Source organism: Chryseobacterium antibioticum, from assembly GCF_012927325.1.
Taxonomy (GTDB): Bacteria; Bacteroidota; Bacteroidia; order Flavobacteriales; family Weeksellaceae; genus Chryseobacterium; species Chryseobacterium antibioticum.
In genome coordinates, this window is the sequence record NZ_JABBGI010000027.1 from 37,122 (window position 1) to 56,157 (window position 19,036).

At 37.5% G+C, this 19,036-nt stretch carries 14 protein-coding genes and 1 tRNA gene; 9 read left to right on the forward strand and 6 right to left on the reverse strand.

Going from position 1 to position 19,036, the window contains the following annotated elements:
* Positions 1 to 20: 20 nt before the first annotated feature.
* From HHL23_RS17975 to HHL23_RS17990, 4 genes are all read left to right on the forward strand, one after another.
* Positions 21 to 1,070, forward strand: coding sequence for a DUF6263 family protein (locus HHL23_RS17975; RefSeq protein ID WP_169236159.1), 1,050 nt, complete (start codon positions 21 to 23; stop codon positions 1,068 to 1,070).
* A gap of 161 nt (positions 1,071 to 1,231) precedes the next feature.
* Positions 1,232 to 1,462 carry a hypothetical protein gene (locus tag HHL23_RS17980; protein WP_169236160.1) on the forward strand — a complete coding sequence of 77 codons (231 nt, stop codon included), beginning with the start codon at positions 1,232 to 1,234 and terminating at the stop codon, positions 1,460 to 1,462.
* A 30-nt stretch (positions 1,463 to 1,492) separates the two neighbouring features.
* Positions 1,493 to 4,033, forward strand: a complete 2,541-nt coding sequence (locus HHL23_RS17985) for a YfhO family protein (protein ID WP_169236161.1) — start codon at positions 1,493 to 1,495, stop codon at positions 4,031 to 4,033.
* A 120-nt stretch (positions 4,034 to 4,153) separates the two neighbouring features.
* Positions 4,154 to 5,455, forward strand: a complete 1,302-nt coding sequence (locus HHL23_RS17990) for a glycosyltransferase family protein (protein WP_169236162.1) — start codon at positions 4,154 to 4,156, stop codon at positions 5,453 to 5,455.
* Between the two features lie 103 nt (positions 5,456 to 5,558).
* Here the strand turns inward: HHL23_RS17990 and HHL23_RS17995 are convergent, their stop codons facing one another.
* Positions 5,559 to 6,203 carry a hypothetical protein gene (locus tag HHL23_RS17995; protein ID WP_169236163.1) on the reverse strand — a complete coding sequence of 215 codons (645 nt, stop codon included), beginning with the start codon at positions 6,201 to 6,203 and terminating at the stop codon, positions 5,559 to 5,561.
* 119 nt (positions 6,204 to 6,322) lie between these two features.
* Between HHL23_RS17995 and HHL23_RS18000 the strand changes: the two genes are divergently transcribed.
* Positions 6,323 to 7,297: a YpdA family putative bacillithiol disulfide reductase gene (locus HHL23_RS18000; RefSeq protein WP_169236164.1), complete on the forward strand. Its 975-nt coding sequence runs from the start codon at positions 6,323 to 6,325 to the stop codon at positions 7,295 to 7,297.
* 389 nt (positions 7,298 to 7,686) lie between these two features.
* Here HHL23_RS18000 and HHL23_RS18005 read toward each other — a convergent pair whose 3' ends face one another.
* The 3 genes from HHL23_RS18005 to HHL23_RS18015 all read right to left on the reverse strand — a co-directional run bounded on the left by HHL23_RS18005 (position 7,687) and on the right by HHL23_RS18015 (position 11,454).
* Positions 7,687 to 8,853, reverse strand: coding sequence for an MFS transporter (locus HHL23_RS18005; RefSeq protein ID WP_169236178.1), 1,167 nt, complete (start codon positions 8,851 to 8,853; stop codon positions 7,687 to 7,689).
* Between the two features lie 283 nt (positions 8,854 to 9,136).
* Positions 9,137 to 9,589: an IS200/IS605 family transposase gene (gene tnpA / locus HHL23_RS18010; protein ID WP_169233696.1), complete on the reverse strand. Its 453-nt coding sequence runs from the start codon at positions 9,587 to 9,589 to the stop codon at positions 9,137 to 9,139.
* Between the two features lie 191 nt (positions 9,590 to 9,780).
* On the reverse strand, positions 9,781 to 11,454 hold the full coding sequence (locus HHL23_RS18015; RefSeq protein WP_169236165.1) for a glutamine--tRNA ligase/YqeY domain fusion protein: 1,674 nt from the start codon (positions 11,452 to 11,454) through the stop codon (positions 9,781 to 9,783).
* A 158-nt stretch (positions 11,455 to 11,612) separates the two neighbouring features.
* On the opposite strand from HHL23_RS18015, the gene HHL23_RS18020 reads away from it, so the two are divergent.
* Positions 11,613 to 12,743 (forward strand): alpha/beta hydrolase, encoded by a 1,131-nt coding sequence (locus HHL23_RS18020; RefSeq protein WP_169236166.1) that lies wholly within the window; start codon positions 11,613 to 11,615, stop codon positions 12,741 to 12,743.
* Between the two features lie 587 nt (positions 12,744 to 13,330).
* Here the strand turns inward: HHL23_RS18020 and menC are convergent.
* Both menC and fbp read right to left on the reverse strand, forming a co-directional pair.
* Entirely contained in the window at positions 13,331 to 14,338 is a 1,008-nt protein-coding gene (menC, locus tag HHL23_RS18025; RefSeq protein ID WP_169236167.1) for an o-succinylbenzoate synthase, read from the reverse strand.
* On the reverse strand, positions 14,338 to 15,354 hold the full coding sequence (gene fbp / locus HHL23_RS18030) for a class 1 fructose-bisphosphatase (RefSeq protein WP_169236168.1): 1,017 nt from the start codon (positions 15,352 to 15,354) through the stop codon (positions 14,338 to 14,340). Before fbp ends, menC begins: the two co-directional genes overlap by 1 nt.
* 325 nt (positions 15,355 to 15,679) lie before the next feature.
* Between fbp and HHL23_RS18035 the strand changes: the two genes are divergently transcribed.
* The 3 genes from HHL23_RS18035 to HHL23_RS18045 all read left to right on the forward strand — a co-directional run bounded on the left by HHL23_RS18035 (position 15,680) and on the right by HHL23_RS18045 (position 18,963).
* The gene (locus HHL23_RS18035) at positions 15,680 to 16,918 is read left to right on the forward strand and encodes an aspartate kinase (protein WP_169236169.1); all 1,239 of its coding nucleotides are present in this window, start codon (positions 15,680 to 15,682) and stop codon (positions 16,916 to 16,918) included.
* A gap of 22 nt (positions 16,919 to 16,940) precedes the next feature.
* On the forward strand, positions 16,941 to 18,782 hold the full coding sequence (locus HHL23_RS18040; protein ID WP_169236170.1) for a lysophospholipid acyltransferase family protein: 1,842 nt from the start codon (positions 16,941 to 16,943) through the stop codon (positions 18,780 to 18,782).
* Positions 18,783 to 18,890: 108 nt separating this feature from the next.
* A tRNA-Phe gene (locus tag HHL23_RS18045) sits at positions 18,891 to 18,963 on the forward strand.
* Positions 18,964 to 19,036: the final 73 nt, after the last annotated feature.

Here is a 19,036-nt window from a genome sequence, read left to right on the forward strand (position 1 = left end):
TTAAACTTAAAAAAATTAAAATGAAAAACGTAGCAGCATTAATGCTCATCTCATCTATAGCTCTAGTTTCTTGTAAAAAAGAAACAGCAACCATCACTAAAGTAGATCCTAAAACCGGAAAAACAATTACCGTAGAAGTTCCTGCAGATTCTGTAGCTAAAGTGGCGGAAAATCCAGCAATCAAAGATTCTGCCGGAGTGTTCACTCAGACTTTTAAACTGGAAAAAGGAAAGACCTACCCTCTTACCACGTACCAGAGAGACGTAAAAACCATGGAAGATCCTCAGGGAAAAACCATCACGGCAACCAGCGAATCTACGGACGAAATGAATTTCACAGTGAACGATATCAAAGGGAATGTATATGATATGACCCTTAATCTTGTAGCAAAAAGAAATTCACAAAGTGCTCAGGGTAAAACCATCATTGTTGATACCAAGCAGCCCATTCCGAAAGAAGATGATCTGAAAATGATTTGGAATATCAACAAGGCGCTTACAGGAAACAAGCTGAACATGAAAATGGACACCAAAGGAAATGTAGTTTCTATTACAGGTTTTGATGCGGTGTATACCAAAGTGACCAATTCAGTAGGAACGCTGATCAAAGATGCCAACCAGAAGGCAAGCGTTGTAGCCAGTCTTAAAGAAACTTTCAATGAAAAAGTATTGAAAGATCAGCTTAATAAAAACTTAACGATTATTCCTAAAAAAGGAGTGAAAATCGGTGAAAAATGGACTACTTCTGAAAATGCTGATGCAAGCGGAACCGTTAAAGTAACTTCCAACTATGTATTAAAAAGCGTAGGAAATGGAACTGCGGAAATTTCAGTAACGGGAGGAATTCCTAAAAAAACTGAAAAGAAAACACAGGGACCGATTACCCACAGCCTAAGCAGCGAGCTTGTTCAGAACGGAACCATTAAGTTTGACCAAAGTACAGGATGGATCGCCAACCAGAATATCGATGTAAAAACAACACAGGTTGAGACTATTTCAGACGGAAAACAGTCACAGTCTATGAAAAGCACTTCCAAATCTTCTGTAATGGTAAATCCTTCTGCAAAATAATTGAATTAAAGACGTTTTAAAGTCAAAAGGTTTGAGAGTGAAAGTGTATTAGAGTTTGAGAGGGGGTTTTTATTATTGATAATTACTTTCAGGATCATTTTATACCCTTGAATTTTAAACTTCAGACTTTAAACCATACACTTGAATTTAAATTAGAAATTATGAAGTACATTCTTGAGTTAGTACTCACCGCTATTATTATGTTCTTTGTCTGGAATATCCTGAGAAGGCTCTTTTTCAAAACTTTTTATAGTTACAGGTTTAACAATAATAAGGACAATACGAACAAGCAGCAGGATATCAACAGCTCGAATAAGAATAAACAGAACCTCAACTGGGATGCAGAAACAGTTGACTATGAAGAGGTAAAAGAAAGTAAAGACAAAAGGTAAAATCCAAAGAAATAAAAGATAATAACCAGCATGGCTAAAAATAAAAACTTAATTTATATTGCAATTTCATTAGTTGTATTTATAGTTTTAGCATTTTTATACTCCACCCCTGTTTTTTCAGGAAAACAGCTTTTTCAGCATGATATCGTACAGTACAGAGGAGGCGCAAAAGAGCTCCTGGACTACAGAGCCGATACCGGAAACGAAACCTACTGGAGTGACTCCATGTTTGGCGGAATGCCAACCTATCAGATGGGAAGCCAGTTCAAAGGTGACATTATCAAAAAGATAGACAGCAATCTGAACTTCCTGCCAAGACCGGTTAATTATCTTTTCCTGCTTTTTGCAGGATTCTTCTTCCTTGGAATGGTAGCCGTCAGAAACTGGAAGTATGCCTTATTGGGTGCCACTTTCTTTGGCTTATCCACCTATTTTTATATCATTATTGCGGCCGGGCACAACGGTAAGGTCAATACAATCGAGTATTTCGCACCATTGCTTGCCGGAATTATATTAGTCTATATCAGAAAACAATATATCTGGGGATTCATTGCAACAACCCTGTTTATGGGACTTCAGATTGCAGCCAACCACCCGCAGATGACCTATTACCTGTTTCTGGCGTTAGGATTTTTATTCCTTTCCGAACTGGTAAGAGCGATTCAGAAAAAGATTTCGATGAAGCATTTCCTTATTTCATCAGGAATTATTGCCGCTTCATGCCTGATTGGTGTCGGGATGAATTCCCAAAGGATTATGGCCAATTCCGAGTACATCAAAGAAACTGTACGTGGAAAACAAATCCTGACCAATGACAGCCATACTTCAGGAGAATCAGGACTGGATAAAACCAGCATTTTGATGTGGAGCTACGGAAAATTGGAAACATTGAATCTTTTTATTCCAAGGCTAATGGGTGGCGGAAGCCAGGAACCTGAGGCCAAAGAAATGATGAATAAAGTGCAGGAACTTATCCAGGAAAATGTAGGTTCACAGGCAGAAATGGACAGAATTTCCAAAGGTTTCAACGGGGTAACCTATTGGGGAGACCAACCGGGAACTTCAGGGCCTGCCTATCAGGGGGCCGTCGTATGTTTCCTTGCTTTATTAGGATTCTTCTTTGCCTGGAAAAAATACCGTTACTGGATTCTCGGAGCTTCCATTTTGACCGTTTTACTGGCATGGGGAAGCAACTTTATGCCGCTGTCTGACTTCTTTATCGACTACGTTCCTTTTTACAGCAAATTCAGAGCACCATCTTCTATTCTGGTGGTTGTAGAATTATTATTCCCTTTGATTGCCATTATTGGAATTTACAGATTCTTTACCGATGAGAAACTGACAGAGGACTACAAAAAGAAAATCCTAATGTATGTAAGTGGTGGAACTTTGGGTCTATTGCTAATCCTTCTTCTTTTTGGAAAATCACTGCTTGGTTTTTATACAGATGGAGAAAAAACATATTTTCCCCCTTTCCTTCTAGACTATCTGGCTGAGGAGAGATTCAAATTATTCAGAATTGATGCGATCAAAGCATTGATCTACGTTGCTATTACAGCAGCAGTCCTTTTCATGACTATGAAGAAAAAACTAAGTCAGAATGTGGCTTTGATCATCATTGGAGCAGTGAGTTTATTTGATCTTTGGACCGTAAACAAACGTTATCTGAATGATGAGAATTATGTAGACAAAATCTTTGCAGAACACCCGTTTCAGACTGAAGGTTCAGATCTTCTGGCTGAAAAAGTTCAGGGAAATCCGAATTTAGAATCTATTTTAGCCAATGTCAACGTGAATAAAACGCTTGAAACCATCGCCGAAAAAGATAAAACGCACTATAGAGTTTTCAATAATATTTTAGGAACATTCAGTGAGACGAATACCTCTTATTTCAAGTCTTCAATCGGGGGGTATCATGCCGTAAAACTGAGAAGATATGACGATGTGATCAATGAATATTTCCAGATCATGGATTCTGTAAAAGTACCGAATGTTCTTAATCTTCTTAATGCAAAATATTGGGTAATGGGCGGACCGGAAAAGCCTCAGGCTATGCCGAACCCTAAAGCCAACGGAAATGCATGGTTTGTAAGCGATCTTAAATTCGTGAATACACCAAATGAAGAGATCAAGTCTATCGGGGTGATCAACAGCAAGAAAACAGCTGTTATTGCATCATCAGATAAATCCTATTTCAGCACTAAACCTGTTCAGGCAGATTCTACGGCATTCATCAATTTAACGAAATATCAGCCGAACGAGCTTGAATTTAAGTCTCAGTCTAAAACACCTCAGCTCGCTGTATTTTCTGAGATCTATTATCCTCACGGCTGGAAAATGTTTGTAGACGAAAAAGAAGTTCCTTACATCAAGGCTGACTATCTTCTGCGTGCTGTACATGTTCCTGCAGGGAACCACAACATTAGAATGGTCTTTGAACCTGAAGTGATTGAAAAAGGTAAATGGCTATCGCTTTTATGCTTTGGGCTGTTTATCGCACTGAGTGCATTCGGAATCTTCTGGATGTATAAAAATAAGAAAAAGATAACTTTAACTGAAGAAAAAGCCTAAAACGAAGTTAACACTTAATACTCTTAATCCTTAACTCAAACCTTAATGGTTAAATTTTAAAACATTAAGAATTATTTAAGCTGTTAAGACTATTAAGACTTAGATTCAAATCTTCAATTAATGGAACAAAAAAAAATACTGATCATCACCTATTACTGGCCTCCTGCGGGAGGTCCTGGTGTTCAAAGATGGCTGAAGTTTGCCAAATATCTGCCGGGATTTGGCTGGAATCCCGTGATCTACACTCCCGAGAACCCAAGTTATCCCCTACTCGATGAAAGTCTTCTAAAAGATGTTCCTCAACATCTGGAGATTGTAAAAACCAAGATCTGGGAACCTTATCAGCTTGCTGAAAAACTGAATAAAAGCAATAAAAAATTCAAAGCCGGACAGTTTGATGTAGGCAAAAACCAGAGCTGGAAATCCAAACTTTCAATCTGGGTAAGAGGAAACTTCTTCATTCCGGATGCCAGGGTATTTTGGGTAAAACCATCCATAAAATTCTTAGAGCAGTACTTAAAAGACAATAAAATAGAGGTGGTGGTGACCTCCGGGCCGCCCCATTCTCTTCACATGATCGGTCTCGGATTGAAAAAGAAATTTCCGGATCTGAAATGGATCGCCGATTTCCGTGATCCATGGACGGAGATCTCTTATTATAAACATTTAAAACTCACTAAAAGTTCAGACAGGAAGCACCGTCAGCTTGAAAGTGCGGTTTTTAAAACTGCCGATATCACATTAGCCACAAGCTATACAGACGCAGAAAACTTCAGGAAAGCTGGAGCCAATGCCGTTTGTATTACGAATGGATTTGATGAAAGCGATGCTTCGCCCACACACGATGTGACAGGCAAAAATACTCAAGAAAAAGCCTTTACTTTAAGCTATATCGGGGTTCTTGAGCAGTTAAGAAATCCTGAAAACCTTTGGAAAATCCTTGATGAATTAGTAAAGGAAAATAAAGAGTTTGCGGACCATTTCACCTTGAAGTTTGCGGGTAGAATTGATGATAAGATCCTTCTGGCCATAGAAAATTCAAACCTGAAAAATCATATTCTGAACCTTGGGTATATTTCTCACGACAAAGCAGTGGAAGAGATGGCCCAATCAGATCTTTTACTGATCACCAATTTTCCGAATGAATCTTCTAAAGGAATTATTCCGGGAAAAATATTTGAATATCTGGCCACTGGAAAACAGATCATATCTTTCGGTCCGGATGAAGCTGATGTTTCAAGAATTCTTACTGAAACGGCTGCCGGAAAACATTTCAGCTACGAAGATTCTAAAGTGATTAAAGATTTTATTCTGGAAAAATTTGAGCAATGGAAAAAAGGAAGTCTTCTCGAAAATACTCAGAATATTGAACAGTTCTCAAGAAGAAATCTGACTAAAAATCTTGTTGAAATTCTACGATAATATTAGTCGTTATCCTTGTCAAGGTTTTGAACCTTGACAAGGATATAAGTAGCTTCCAGCCTACCTCTTCCAGCTTCCAGCCTTTCCCTTAGTTCAGGTTAGATTAAATCGTCCATTGGTCGTTGACAACGGCCACCAGATATTGCTTACCCTGAAATTCTTCAAAGACAAAACGAATGGTTTTCCAATCCATTTCGCCGTTCTTTTCGGTACCTTTTATATAGTTTTCAGTAAAGTCTTTACCGGGATATATTTCCTTTAAATTATTAAGTGAATTTCCGCCACCCTGGAATTTGTTTAATGAATATTGCGATACGGTAAAATCTTTGGAGAAAACCCATTTCGTAAAATAATCATTAATCGTTGCTTTATACGGATCTCCCGAACCATCCTGAGCACCCCATGTAAATGCCGTTTTTGTTGGTTGATATTTTTCGAAATCTTCCTTGGAAAAATGCCTGTCTTCTTTCGGATTGACAAATCCATACATTGAAAAACTGATTCCTTTTTCCGGATGAATCAATGAGGCAAAAGTTTTATAATCTTTACTTTTTAAAGCCTGCAGGATGTCATCATTTGCTTTCTTTACAGCGACTTCATCCGTTTTTTTCTGTTGCGCTGTATTCTCAATGTTTTTTTCCTTCGCCTGAGCCATAGAATCTATCACGTTCGGAACAGGTTTTTCAGGATTTTTCTTACAAGCGGTCAATAAGGTCAATGCAAATATTGGAATAATCAGGTTTTTCATTTTTTCAATTTTTTTAATAGGTAAGAAACACCAAAACTGGTGCCAACACCATATGCCTGATAGATAAGTTCTGTTGCCAATTTCCTTCTTAATATAATGGTTTTAAGTAAATTTGTCTCATGGAAATTTTAGATATCCTCATCATCGGAGGCGGACCAATCGGCCTCAACTGTGCGCTTGAAGCTCAGAACAATAATCTGACTTACCTGATCATAGAAAAAGGAACCATCGTCAATTCCTTATACCATTATCCTTTATACATGCGCTTTTTCTCAACAGCAGAAAAACTGGAGATTGGCAGTATTCCTTTTATTTCCCCGGCGCCCAAGCCCGGCAGACAGGAAGCACTGGAATATTATCAGGGAATTGCAAGACAAAAGGAAGTCCATATTAATTTGTATGAAAAGGTGCTGCAAGTTTCCAAAACCGGAGATGTCTTTGATATTAAAACCTCAAAAGCCACTTATCAAGCAAAGAACGTCATCATTTCTACAGGGTTTTATGATATCCCGAATCTGATGAATGTTCCGGGAGAAAACCTGCCGAAAGTGAAGCATTATTATACAGAGCCCTATCCTTATGCCCAGCAGAAAATGGTTGTAGTAGGATCCAGCAATTCCGCAGTAGATGCTGCCCTTGAAACTTACCGGAAAGGTGCTAATGTAACCATGATCATCCGTCACTCTGAAATCTCAAAAAACGTAAAATATTGGGTAAAACCTGATATTGAAAACCGGATTGCAGAAGGAAGCATCAAAGCCTATTTTAATTCCGAAATAGCAGAAATCACAGATAATACAGTTATTTTTAAAGATGAAAACGGACAGATCTATGAGATTGAAAATGATTTTGTTCTGGCATTGACCGGTTACCTCCCCGACTTTGATTTTTTAAAGAACTCCGGAATTGAACTGCAGGGCGACTGCCTGAATCCGTTGTACCATCCAGAAACCATGGAAACCAATGTTCCGAATTTATATCTTGCGGGCGTTGTTTGCGGAGGAAAAGACACCCATCTGTGGTTTATAGAAAACTCCAGGATTCATGCGGAGATGATTGTGAGGAATATTGTATTGGGAGAATCAAGATTGTAGAAGTTAGATATCAGACATCAGATTTTAGACTTGAGACTTGAGATGCTAACTTAAAAAACTTTTTATAGATTATCAAACCAACCTTCTTTTTATCCTAAAAGCTGGTTGTTGGTTAATCGCAAAGACGCAAAGATATTTAAAAATATAATGTTGGTAAGGCGCAAGGGTTTTATCAAAGATAAAATTGATTGGGGATAATTTATTCTGCAAAATCTGCCCGATCCGTGAAATCTGCGGGAGTTAAAGATATGAGATTTCAGACATCAGAAATCGTTTACACACCTCCATAACCCCCATCTTCAGGCTTCCACCTTCCATCCTAAAAACTCTAAACCCCTCAGACCCTAAAACTCTCAAACTTCACATCCCCAAATCCCCGGAACCCACACTTAACTCCCCGCTTTCCTTTTCAGCATCCACGGAATCACAAAATAAAACCCAATAGCGATACCAACAGCCAATACTCCTGTTCCGATCCATAAAGTATTGAAGCCTAGTTTGTCGGCTGTCATTGTTCCCACATAAGGGGTAATGATAAAGGCTAAAGCAACGGATATTCCATTCATTCCCATATACGCTCCTTTGTTGTTTTCTCCTGAGCGCAAAGCCGTTATCGTAGACATAAACGGAAGAGTCCATATCTCGCCAATACACAGCAATGTCATCGAAACAATAAGCGTCAGAATGGAATAATCAAAGGCTAGCATTGCATAGGAAACACCACATAATATGGTTCCTATAAGTAAGGTAAAGGCAAGACTGAAATATTTTTCTGCAATCTGTACAAAGCCCATTTCAAGCAGAACGATGAGAAAACCGCTATATCCGAGGATATACCCAATATTCTGCTGGCTTAAGTGAGCTGTATCTTTATAGAAAATAGTCAGTGTACTGAATAACTGGAAAAAACAGATCGAAAACAGCATACAGAAGAAACTGTAAATCAGGAATTTTCCGTCGCGATATGGGGAATTTTCTTTTTTAACAGCAATGGCTTCTTTTACTTTTTTCGGTTTCAATAAAGCCATCTTATTTCGTTTTCCGAAAAATCTAATATACATCAAACCAGCTAGCAGTGCTGCCAAAGCATTACTGTAAAATAAAAATTCGTAAGAAATAGCAGATAATATCCCGCCCAATGCAGGTCCTATCGAAAACCCAAGGTTTACAGCCATCCGGTTGAGTGAAAAAGCTCTCGTAATATTTTCAGGTTTAGCATATTTTGTAATCGCAACTGAGTTGGCAGGTCGGAAAGTTTCGCTCACGATACTCTGGATCAAAATAATAGCCGCCAGTCCCACTTCGGTTTTAAAAAGAGGAATAAGGCAGAATAAGGGCACGCTCAGCAGCAGACTCAGACTCTGAACACGGTATTCTCCAATTTTATCCGTGATCAATCCGCCCAGCCATGACCCCAAAACAGACCCTATTCCGAAAAAGCTCAGAATAATTCCTGAGTTTTCTATACTGAAATGAAGGTGACCCGTCATGTAGACTCCCAAAAAAGGAAGCACCATAGAACCTGCCCGATTGATGAGCATGACCAGCGCCAACATCCAACTTTCTTCCGAGAGTCCTTTAAAAGAACCCGTATATACGCTAATTAATTTCACACTATTATTTTTTGGGAGAAAACCCGGTAAGCTGCAAATTTAAGCAAAATGGCCCGGAACATCCTTCAAAAGGCACTTTATTTATCAATAACATCAATAGAAATAAAAACACATCAGGTTAAGTTGAAAATGATTGATATTGTAACACAATCTACATTCAACTTTTTAATTGCATAAACTACAGGAAGCCATTAAATAAACTACCCCGGGGCAGAGCCCCGAAGTATTAAAAGTCAAAAAGTGTAAGTTGAGCCTCATGCACTTTTTGATATTCTTTTTCTTTTCCTTGATTTTCTATATATTTTTTAATGACATCTTTGTTTCCATATTGACCTACTGTGTTTGCGTAATAACCACTTGTCCAAAAATTTCCACCCCAAAGCTTAGCTTTAACTTCAGGAAAACGTTTGAAAATCTCTTTAGCTGTGATACTTTTTACTTTCATACAAATTTCACTAATTGACAAATTTGGAACACTTTGTATCAAAAAATGAACATGGTTATCTTCATAACCAATTTCTAAAAAATGAATTTCATAGCGATGAGACAATTCAATACATATTTCTTTCAAGCCAGTTCCAACTTCTTCACTTATAACCGAATTCCTGTATTTCACAGGAAAAACAATATGGTAAAGAAGTAAGGTTTTATTATGTCTTTTCAAAATATGATCGTCCATAAATCAAAGCTACATCTTTTTATTCTTTTGAAAAACCATCCGTTTTTCAAACTTTTCCTCTTTTCACCCCGAGGCAGAGCCTCGAGGAATTCTTTAGATTAAAATCATCCTATTCTTCTTCATTACCGAAAATCAAAAACAAAAAAGCAGGACTTGTGAAAGTCCTGCTTTTATATATGATAATTGTAAGATTATTCCGGTTTAAAAGAATCTTTCAATGTTACTGTACGGTTAAATACCAATTGGGAATCCGTAGAATCCTGGTCTTTTGTAAAGTACCCGATTCTCTGGAACTGAAGTGGCTCTCCTACAGCTACATCTTTTAAGCTTGACTCAGCAAATCCTTTAATCGTAGTTACCGACTCAGGATTTATGAAGTTCAGGAAGTCTACATCCTTCTCTGCATCGGGTTGCTCAACAGTAAAGAGTTTGTCATAGATTCTTACATCTACCGGAATCGCATGAGTAGCAGATACCCAGTGAAGTGTACCCTTTACTTTTCTTAAGCTTTCTTCCGTTCCGCTTCCGGACTTGCTCTTTTCATCATAAGTAGCATAGATCGTAGTGATCTCGCCGTTTTCATCCTTCTCTACCCTTTCTGCTTTGATGATGTATGCTGATTTTAAACGAACTTCTCCACCTAATTTCAGTCTGAAGAATTTATTATTAGCTTCTTCTTTAAAGTCTTCTCTTTCAATATATAATTCTCTTGAGAAAGGAACTTCTCTTGTCCCTGCATTTTCCTGTTCAGGATTATTTTCAGTTTCAAGCCATTCTTCCTTACCCTCAGGATAATTTTCAATAATCAGTTTTACCGGATCTACCACTGCCATTACACGTTTTGCTACCTTGTTCAGGTCTTCACGTACACAGAAATCAAGCAACTGAATTTCGATCAGGTTTTCTCTTTTAGCCACCCCTACTTTTTCAATGAAGTTTTTGATTGATGCCGGTGTGAACCCTTTTCTTCTCATTCCTGAAATGGTAGGCATCCTTGGATCATCCCATCCTGTCACTGCATTTTCGGCAACCAGCCTCTGCAATTTTCTTTTGGAAGTGATCATGTAAGAAACGTTCATTCTTGCGAACTCTCTCTGTTTTGGCGCTACTTTAGATTCGTCATACACCTGCTCTAGGTACCAGTTATAAAGTGGTCTGTGGTTTTCAAATTCCAATGAACATAATGAATGAGACACCTGCTCCAGATAATCAGATTCACCATGTGCCCAATCGTACATCGGGTAAATTTTCCAGGCTGTACCTGTTCTGTGGTGAGGTCTTTTCAGGATTCTGTACATCACAGGATCACGCAAATTCATATTGGGAGAAACCATATCGATCTGAGCACGAAGAGACATTGCGCCTTCTTCAAACTCACCGTTTTTCATTCTTTCGAACAGGTCAAGAGATTCTTCTACCGGACGATTTCTGTATGGCGACTCAACTCCCGGTTCTGCAGGATTCTTTCTCTGCTCGGTGATCACTTCAGACGGCTGCTCATCTACATAAGCTTTTCCTTCTTTGATCATCTGTACAGCCCATTCGTAAAGTTGCTGGAAGTAGTCGGATGCATACAGCTCTTTGTCCCATTTGAAGCCTAGCCATTCAACATCTTTCTTGATAGAATCTACGAATTCCTGTTCTTCTTTTTCAGGGTTCGTATCGTCGAAACGAAGGTTTACGGGAGCGTTGTATTTTTCGCCCAGACCAAAGTTGATGCAGATGGCTTTTGTATGGCCAATATGCAGATATCCATTAGGTTCAGGGGGAAAACGGAAACGAATCTGGTCTTTTTTCAGACCGTTTGCGATATCATCTTCAATAATTTGCTCAATAAAATTGAGTGATTTTTTTTCTTCTTCCATTATTAAATTAGCTTTTATTGTATGCAAAAAAAGTTTTACAAAGTTACGGAAAATTTGGGGCTTACGGAAATGATAATTTAAAAGCTAAACTGATGATAATTCAATATTTTTTTATTAATTTAGAGAAAACTAAAAACCGTTTCCAAAAATTACCGACTATGGCTGTTTATATCCTAAGCAATCGTAAGATCGTCCGGCATAAGGGCGAAAAAGTAGATTCATTTTCTAATGATGAATACTCTATTCCCAATTTCAGGATTGCAAAATGTGATTTTGACTCCTATAAAGAACCAACTGCAGCCGCCAAGAAGAAAAAAGACTACACTAACCGAAACATTTTAAACTACAAATTATTTTCCGAACCTGAGAAGCAAGGCTATCAAGAAGTCCTGGAAGTCTTACAGAATGAAAAAGGCCTTAAGAAATCTGCGCTGACCGCCAATAACCTGGGTGGAACCCAAAGACTGTTCTATGAACTTTATAAGAATATGTCTTCCACAAAGGACCGAAGCGATGTTCTGATCTTTATCCATGGATATGCTTACGATTTTGATGATGAATTAAAAGCTATCATCGATCTTAAAAAACTATTTATCGACAATCCGGCTTCACCCGTAGAACATATCTTATTTGTTAGCTGGCCTGCTTCAAGCAGCATTGTGCCACTTACTTATTTCGATGATAAGGCATCGAGTATCAATTCAGGATCATCGCTGATGAGGCTGTTTTATTTTTACACCCAGTTTTTAAAAGACATTTTTTCAAACCGTGATCTGATTCCCTGCAATCAGAGGATCCATCTCATGGCTCACTCCATGGGAAACAGGGTGCTGCAAAGTATGCTGTACAGTCTTAAAAAGGAAAACATTCTGCGCGTAATCGATCAGGTCCTTCTTTTAAATGCAGATGTAACGTATAAGGTTTTTGAAGATTCGGAAGACTCATTCAATAAGCTTCCGCTGTTGGCCAACCGTGTTTCTATTTATCTAAACAGAAAAGATACTATTTTGGGAATCTCACAATTCACTAAAAATATTCTAACTCCGCGATTAGGTAAGAACGGACCGAGTGACATTGCAAAACTTAAAGATATTGTTTCTATAATCGACTGTACTTTCGTAGAAGATGATGTCCTGAACAGTTTTAAATATGAAATAGGAAATCACTGGGGATACCTTTCCAGTTCGATGGTACAGAAAGATATTTTCCAAAATTTATATGGCGTAGATCGAAACTTAATCACTGGAAGATCAAAGGATAACGAAAATATTTTCACAATTATTTCTTAACACTCTATTAAAATACATACTATGAGATGAATCATATGTTAAACTTCAAACTAATGTTTAATTTGGCACAAAGATTGTAAATTTTCATTAAACTGAGAAATACAAATTTTTATTATGAAAAGATTTAAAAGCAGGTTTTCTTATTTATTAAGCTATATTAAGAAAGCAATTTTCGTAAAAGATGTGATTTAATTGAAAAACATAAACCCTAAAAAAACACTATCCGACCCTAATACTACTCTACCCCTTACTTTCGAATACTCATTATCTTCCATTGTAATCTATGGAAGATTAAATTGTTTATGCTTCACAATTTCTTCAGTAAACAAAATGATATCACACGAATTTCAAATCCCATCAGAGTGAATTTAGTTAAATTCTTGTACAATAAAAAAAGAGGTTGATATTTACTTTACCAATCACATTAAAATCTTTTATTATAAAAATTTAACTGACAACATGAGAAAACTTAAAAACAATTAAAGGAGGAATCATCCCAATCGACTGTAGTAGCTGGGATCCAAAACAAAGATGTTGCAAAGCGAGGGATGACAAGCCTGCTTGTCCTGAGCTTTAATTAACTCTCTCTACCTGGCTTTAAACCTGAGCAATTCATTGTTCAGTTCTAAACTAGATTCAAAATTATTGACAAATAAAGATCCGGTGCCCAAACCTTGTGGCATCGGATTGTTTTTTGTGAAGGTATATTGTGCAATCGCATTTAAGCCTATATTGCTTTCCAATGCAGAAGTGATCCACCAGCCTATATTGAGTTGTTCTGCAAGAGAGATCCATTCATCTGAACCTGCAAAACCGCCAACCAAAGCTGGCTTGAGAATAATATATTGCGGTTGAATCATTTCTAAAAGCTTTTTCTTTTCAATAAGATCTGTAACTCCAATCAATTCCTCATCCAGGGCAATAGGAGTCGGAGTTATGACACATAATGATGCCATATCCTTCCAATTGCCTGCTTTTATAGGTTGCTCGATAGAATGAATATGAAGATCTGCGAGCTGCTGTAAAACCGTTTCTGCTTCTTCCTTGCTGAACCCGCCATTGGCATCTACCCGAAGTTCAAGCTGATCCTTTGAAAATTTTTCTCTTAATGTTTGAAGAATTTTATGTTCAGACTCCCAATCAACCCCTATTTTCAGTTTAATACAGTGGAACCCTTTTTCAAGCTTCTCGCGAATCTGCTCTTCCATGTAGTGGATATCTCCCATCCAGATCAGTCCATTGATTTTTATAGCTGACTTTCCCTCTGTAAATTCACTTGGGAAAAACAGATGGTCTCCATGCTTCAGATTCACAATAGCCTGTTCATATCCAAACCATATGGATGGAAATTCTTTCAATTCTTCTTTTAAATAGAGGTGATCCTGATTAATATTTTCGCAGAGCCATTGTAGCTTTTCTTCATAATCAGGTCTGTCATCAAAACTTAATCCTCTGAAGAGAGCACATTCTCCTGTTCCTTTTTTCCCGTTGTCTTCAACTTCGAGAACAAAGGTCTCTTTTTCATGCAAAACGCCGCGAGACGTTCCGCTCGGGCGTTTGAATTCTAATAAATATCTAGAATATGTTGCTTTCATTATTTTACACTGTCGATCCGCATAAATTCCTCTGCTTTTTCTACCATCTGAATGCTTCCGCAGAAAAACGGGATTCTCTGGTGAAGTTCTGTGGGCTCCACTTCAAGAATTCTTCTGAATCCGTCTGTAGCCTTTCCTCCAGCCTGTTCAGCAAGGAATGCCATAGGATTACATTCATACAGTAATCTCAGTTTTCCGTTTGGAGACTGGGAATAAGAAGGATAAATATAAATTCCTCCTTTCAGCATATTTCTGTGGAAATCTGCCACTAAAGAACCGATATACCTCGATGTATAAGGACGGTCCCCCTCTTCCATCTGGCAATACTTAAGATAGTTTTTAACACCTTGTGGGAATTTGATGTAGTTTCCTTCGTTGATGGAATAAATTTTCCCCATCGTCGGAAATTTCATATTAGGATGAGAAAGATAATACGTTCCCAGTGAAGGATCCAAAGTAAACCCGTTTACTCCATTTCCGGTAGTATAAACGATCATGGTAGAAGAACCGTAGATCACATATCCTGCCGCAATCTGATTGATCCCCTTTTGAAGGAAATCTTCTAACTGAACCGGAGTTCCAGGCTCTGTTACTCTTCTGTAAATAGAGAAAATAGTTCCTACAGAAACATTCACATCAATATTGGAAGATCCGTCTAAAGGATCGATCAGTACTACATATTTACTTAAATGACCGTTTTCACCACATTTAATGTCAATAAAATCATCATTTTCCTCTGAAGCAATACCACAAACAACCTCTCTTTGAGACAAAGCCGTAATAAAGATATCATTGGCAATCACATCAAGTTTCTGCTGCTCCTCCCCTTGAATATTCTGGTTGCCGGCAGCTCCTGTTATATCTACAATTCCGGCTTTATTTACTTCTCTGTTTACCACTTTCGAAGCCAATCTTATTGCACTTAGAAGACGAGAAAATTCACCTGTAGAATACTGAAAATCATCCTGTTTATCTATAAGAAATTCCCCTAAAGTCTGTAATGGTTGATTTGACATATTTTTCTTTTTACGTTTTCACCAAATTTCGGAAAATTTATCGGAGAAAGAAAGCTTTTATTATAAAAGACCTTAATCACTGTATTCCAAAACGATACAGCAACCCTTTAGCTGTACACTTAAAAATACCACTCTATTATTAATCCCCATTTGATGACAATAAATCAATGAAATTCTGATAATATTCATCAAGTCTCAATTTTAATAAAATCTTAATTCCTTCCAACCGCCAGACTCTTTCATATCTCGTTGTAAATTTATAATTTTGACCTCCGTAAAAAACTCATGTATTTTTTAATCTAACAATTTTATTTTAAACAAATTAATGAAAATTTTCAAGTTTGGTGGAGCGTCTGTAAAAGATGCTGAGAGTGTAAAAAATGTGTCTATGGTTTTACAAAGCCAGGGATTTACCAAGTGTTTGCTGGTTATTTCAGCAATGGGTAAGACGACGAATGAATTGGAAAAGGTTGTAGAACTTTATTTCAAGAAGGATAACTATCAAACTGAGATTGAAAAGATAAAACGAAAACACATCGAGATTGCGGAAGGTCTGTTTCCTGAAAATCATGCAGTTTTTGCAGAGATTAATGTATTTTTCGATGATATCGATTCTTTTTTAAGAAGAAATAAATCTCCTAATTACAGTTTCGTGTATGATCAGGTAGTAAGCTGTGGAGAAATGATCTCTACAAAGATCTTAAGCGAATATCTAAACGAAATTCAGTTTCCAAATCAATGGTTAGATGCCAGAGATTATATTAAAACGGATAATTCTTACAGAGAAGGTAACGTAGACTGGGCAAAAACAGAGGAATTTATTTCCACGTTAAATACAGAAATCTGCTATGTCACACAGGGTTTCATAGGTTCTGATGATAATAATTTTACGGTTACTTTAGGAAGAGAAGGCTCTGACTACTCTGCCGCTATTTTTGCCTATTGCCTGAATGCTGAAGCTATGACTATCTGGAAAGATGTACCCGGAGTAATGACCGGAGACCCAAGAAAGTTCAGTGATGTGACTCTTCTTTCTAATATTTCTTATGAAGAAGCGATCGAACTGGCTTATTATGGGGCAAGTGTTATTCACCCGAAAACATTGCAGCCGCTGCAGCAGAAAACTATTCCTTTTTATGTAAAATCTTTCGTAGACCCTACCAAAGAAGGAACTAAAGTGGGAGCTTCAGATAAAAACCAACATGAAGAATCTTATATTTTAAAAGAAAATCAGGTTCTCTTAAAGATCTCAACCCGAGATTTCTCTTTCATTGCTGAAGATCATATGAGCCTTATATTCGGATACCTTTCCAAATATAAGATCAAGGTATCTCTGATGCAGAATTCTGCCATCTCATTGGCTTTATGTCTGGAAGACAAATTCAATCAGGTGGATGAGCTTAATGATGAACTTCAAAAAATATTTAAAACCAAAGCAGTTAAAAATGTATCTTTATTCACAGTAAGAAATGCGAAGATGGATCATATTGATAAATTTTACCAGGAAAAAAATGTATTATTGGAACAGATTTCCAAAAATACGGTTCAAATGGTAACACAATAATTTTAACTGCGACTAAACACCTATGAGTTTAATTTCGAAAAACGATCTTATCACAGCTTCCGGCTTAAGCAAAATCGGGTTCCTAAAAAACCCGGTAGCATCTGCCGTGATGAGCATTGCCAAAATAAACGAAGTCAATAGATTATACGATAAATTAAAAGATAAGGAAGGCAAAGACTTTTTCGACTCATTTGTAAGAGAAAGAAACTTAAGTTACATCGCTTTTGAAGAAGATCTCGCAAAAGTTCCCAAAACGGGACCATTTATTTTGGTTTCGAATCATCCGTTGGGTGCTATTGATGGAATTTTAATGTGTAAAATCCTTTCAGAAGTACGTCCGGACTTTAAAGTAATGGGTAATTTCCTTTTGGAAAAGATCAAACCTATGGAGCCGTACGTGATCTCTGTGAATCCTTTTGAAAACAGAAAAGAAGCTTACAGCAGTACTTCTGGAATGCGTGAAACGCTGAAGCATCTTCAAAACGGAGGCTGCGTCGGTATCTTCCCTGCAGGAGAAGTATCCAATAAAAATAATCCTTACGGGGAAATTCTCGACAGAGAATGGGAAAAACCGGCCCTTAAGCTGATCAGAATGGCCAAAGTACCGGTCGTTCCGTTATATTTTCACGCCAAAAACAGCCGTATTTTTTATCAGGTTGCCAAACTTCATCCAAGTTTACAAACCCTGATGCTTCCTGCCGAAATGATGAATGACCGCGAAAAACCGATCAGAATCAGGATAGGAAAGCCCATCACTGTAAAAGCGATGGACGAGATGGAAACCATTGAAGAACTTGGCGAATTCCTGAAGCGTAAAGTGTATATGATGAAATCATATTACGAAAAGAGAAAATCACTTGCGCAAAGTATTAACCTTAAAAATTTAACGGTAAAATTTCCACTTTTAAGAGAAGAAAATATCGTTCAGAATATCATTGATGAAACGCCAAAGGAGGATATTCTTAAAGACATCAACAGACTGAGGGGCACTGATAAAATGCTTTTCAGTAACGGAAACTATGAGATCTATTTCACGACTTACGAGGAAATCCCTTCCGTAATGAGAGAAATCGGACGCCAGAGGGAACTCACTTTCCGTGCTGTAGGTGAAGGAAGCAACCTACCGTTCGATCTTGATGAATACGATAAGCATTATCATCATCTTTTCCTTTGGGACAATAGTGCCGAGAAACTTGCCGGAGCTTACCGAATGGCTTTAGGAAAGGATGTCATGAAGAAATACGGTATCAAAGGATTCTATACAAGCTCTTTATTTGAGTTTGAACAGGACATTCACCCATTCTTTAAGAAAGTGATTGAAATGGGCCGTGCTTACATCAGCGAGGAATATCAGCAGAAACCACTTCCGCTTTTCCTTTTATGGAGAGGAATTGTGCATGTATGTTTAAGAAATTCTGACCATAAGTTTTTGATGGGCGGTGTAAGTATTTCCAATAAATTTTCGGAGTTTTCCAAATCTCTGATGATCGAATTCATGCGCTCGAACTATTTCGATTCCGCCGTGGCACAATATATTACTCCTAAAAACGAGTATAAAGTAAAGCTGCGCGACAGAGATAAGAATATCTTTTTTGAGGAAATGGAGTCTGATCTGAATAAGCTTGATAAGATTATTGACGACCTTGAACCGGAATTAAGACTGCCTGTTTTGATTAAAAAATATATTAAGCAAAATGCCAAAGTGATTGCTTTTAACGTGGACCCGAACTTCAATGATGCGATCGACGGATTGATGTATATCCGAATCAGTGATCTTCCGGAAAGTACGATCAAGCCTGTATTAGAAGAGATGAGCGACCATATCAGAAAAGAACAAGAAAATAATTCGGCTGAAAATCAGTAAGTTTTATTTTTATCAAAAAAAAGCACGGTTAATACTTGCTTCATATAAGAAAACTTACTACTTTTGCATCACTTTAAAACAACGAAGTAAGTCAAACAAAAATATAATGGTTTCTTAGCTCAGTTGGTAGAGCAATGGATTGAAAATCCATGTGTCCCTGGTTCGATTCCTGGAGAAACCACTGGAAATTAAACAATTTCTAACAAAACCCCTCAAATTGTACAATTTGAGGGGTTATTTTTTTTGATCATATA

What these genes read in the sequence shown, in the direction of transcription:
- HHL23_RS18015 (WP_169236165.1), bottom strand. Translation starts at nt 11,454, where the DNA reads ATGGAAGAAGAAAAAAAATCACTCAATTTTATTGAGCAAATTATTGAA.
- fbp (WP_169236168.1), bottom strand. Translation starts at nt 15,354, where the DNA reads ATGTCAAATCAACCATTACAGACTTTAGGGGAATTTCTTATAGATAAA.
- tnpA (WP_169233696.1), bottom strand. Translation starts at nt 9,589, where the DNA reads ATGGACGATCATATTTTGAAAAGACATAATAAAACCTTACTTCTTTAC.
- HHL23_RS18020 (WP_169236166.1), top strand. Translation starts at nt 11,613, where the DNA reads ATGGCTGTTTATATCCTAAGCAATCGTAAGATCGTCCGGCATAAGGGC.
- HHL23_RS18035 (WP_169236169.1), top strand. Translation starts at nt 15,680, where the DNA reads ATGAAAATTTTCAAGTTTGGTGGAGCGTCTGTAAAAGATGCTGAGAGT.
- HHL23_RS17995 (WP_169236163.1), bottom strand. Translation starts at nt 6,203, where the DNA reads ATGAAAAACCTGATTATTCCAATATTTGCATTGACCTTATTGACCGCT.
- HHL23_RS17985 (WP_169236161.1), top strand. Translation starts at nt 1,493, where the DNA reads ATGGCTAAAAATAAAAACTTAATTTATATTGCAATTTCATTAGTTGTA.
- HHL23_RS17990 (WP_169236162.1), top strand. Translation starts at nt 4,154, where the DNA reads ATGGAACAAAAAAAAATACTGATCATCACCTATTACTGGCCTCCTGCG.
- HHL23_RS18040 (WP_169236170.1), top strand. Translation starts at nt 16,941, where the DNA reads ATGAGTTTAATTTCGAAAAACGATCTTATCACAGCTTCCGGCTTAAGC.
- menC (WP_169236167.1), bottom strand. Translation starts at nt 14,338, where the DNA reads ATGAAAGCAACATATTCTAGATATTTATTAGAATTCAAACGCCCGAGC.
- HHL23_RS17975 (WP_169236159.1), top strand. Translation starts at nt 21, where the DNA reads ATGAAAAACGTAGCAGCATTAATGCTCATCTCATCTATAGCTCTAGTT.
- HHL23_RS18005 (WP_169236178.1), bottom strand. Translation starts at nt 8,853, where the DNA reads ATGTTGGCGCTGGTCATGCTCATCAATCGGGCAGGTTCTATGGTGCTT.
- HHL23_RS17980 (WP_169236160.1), top strand. Translation starts at nt 1,232, where the DNA reads ATGAAGTACATTCTTGAGTTAGTACTCACCGCTATTATTATGTTCTTT.
- HHL23_RS18000 (WP_169236164.1), top strand. Translation starts at nt 6,323, where the DNA reads ATGGAAATTTTAGATATCCTCATCATCGGAGGCGGACCAATCGGCCTC.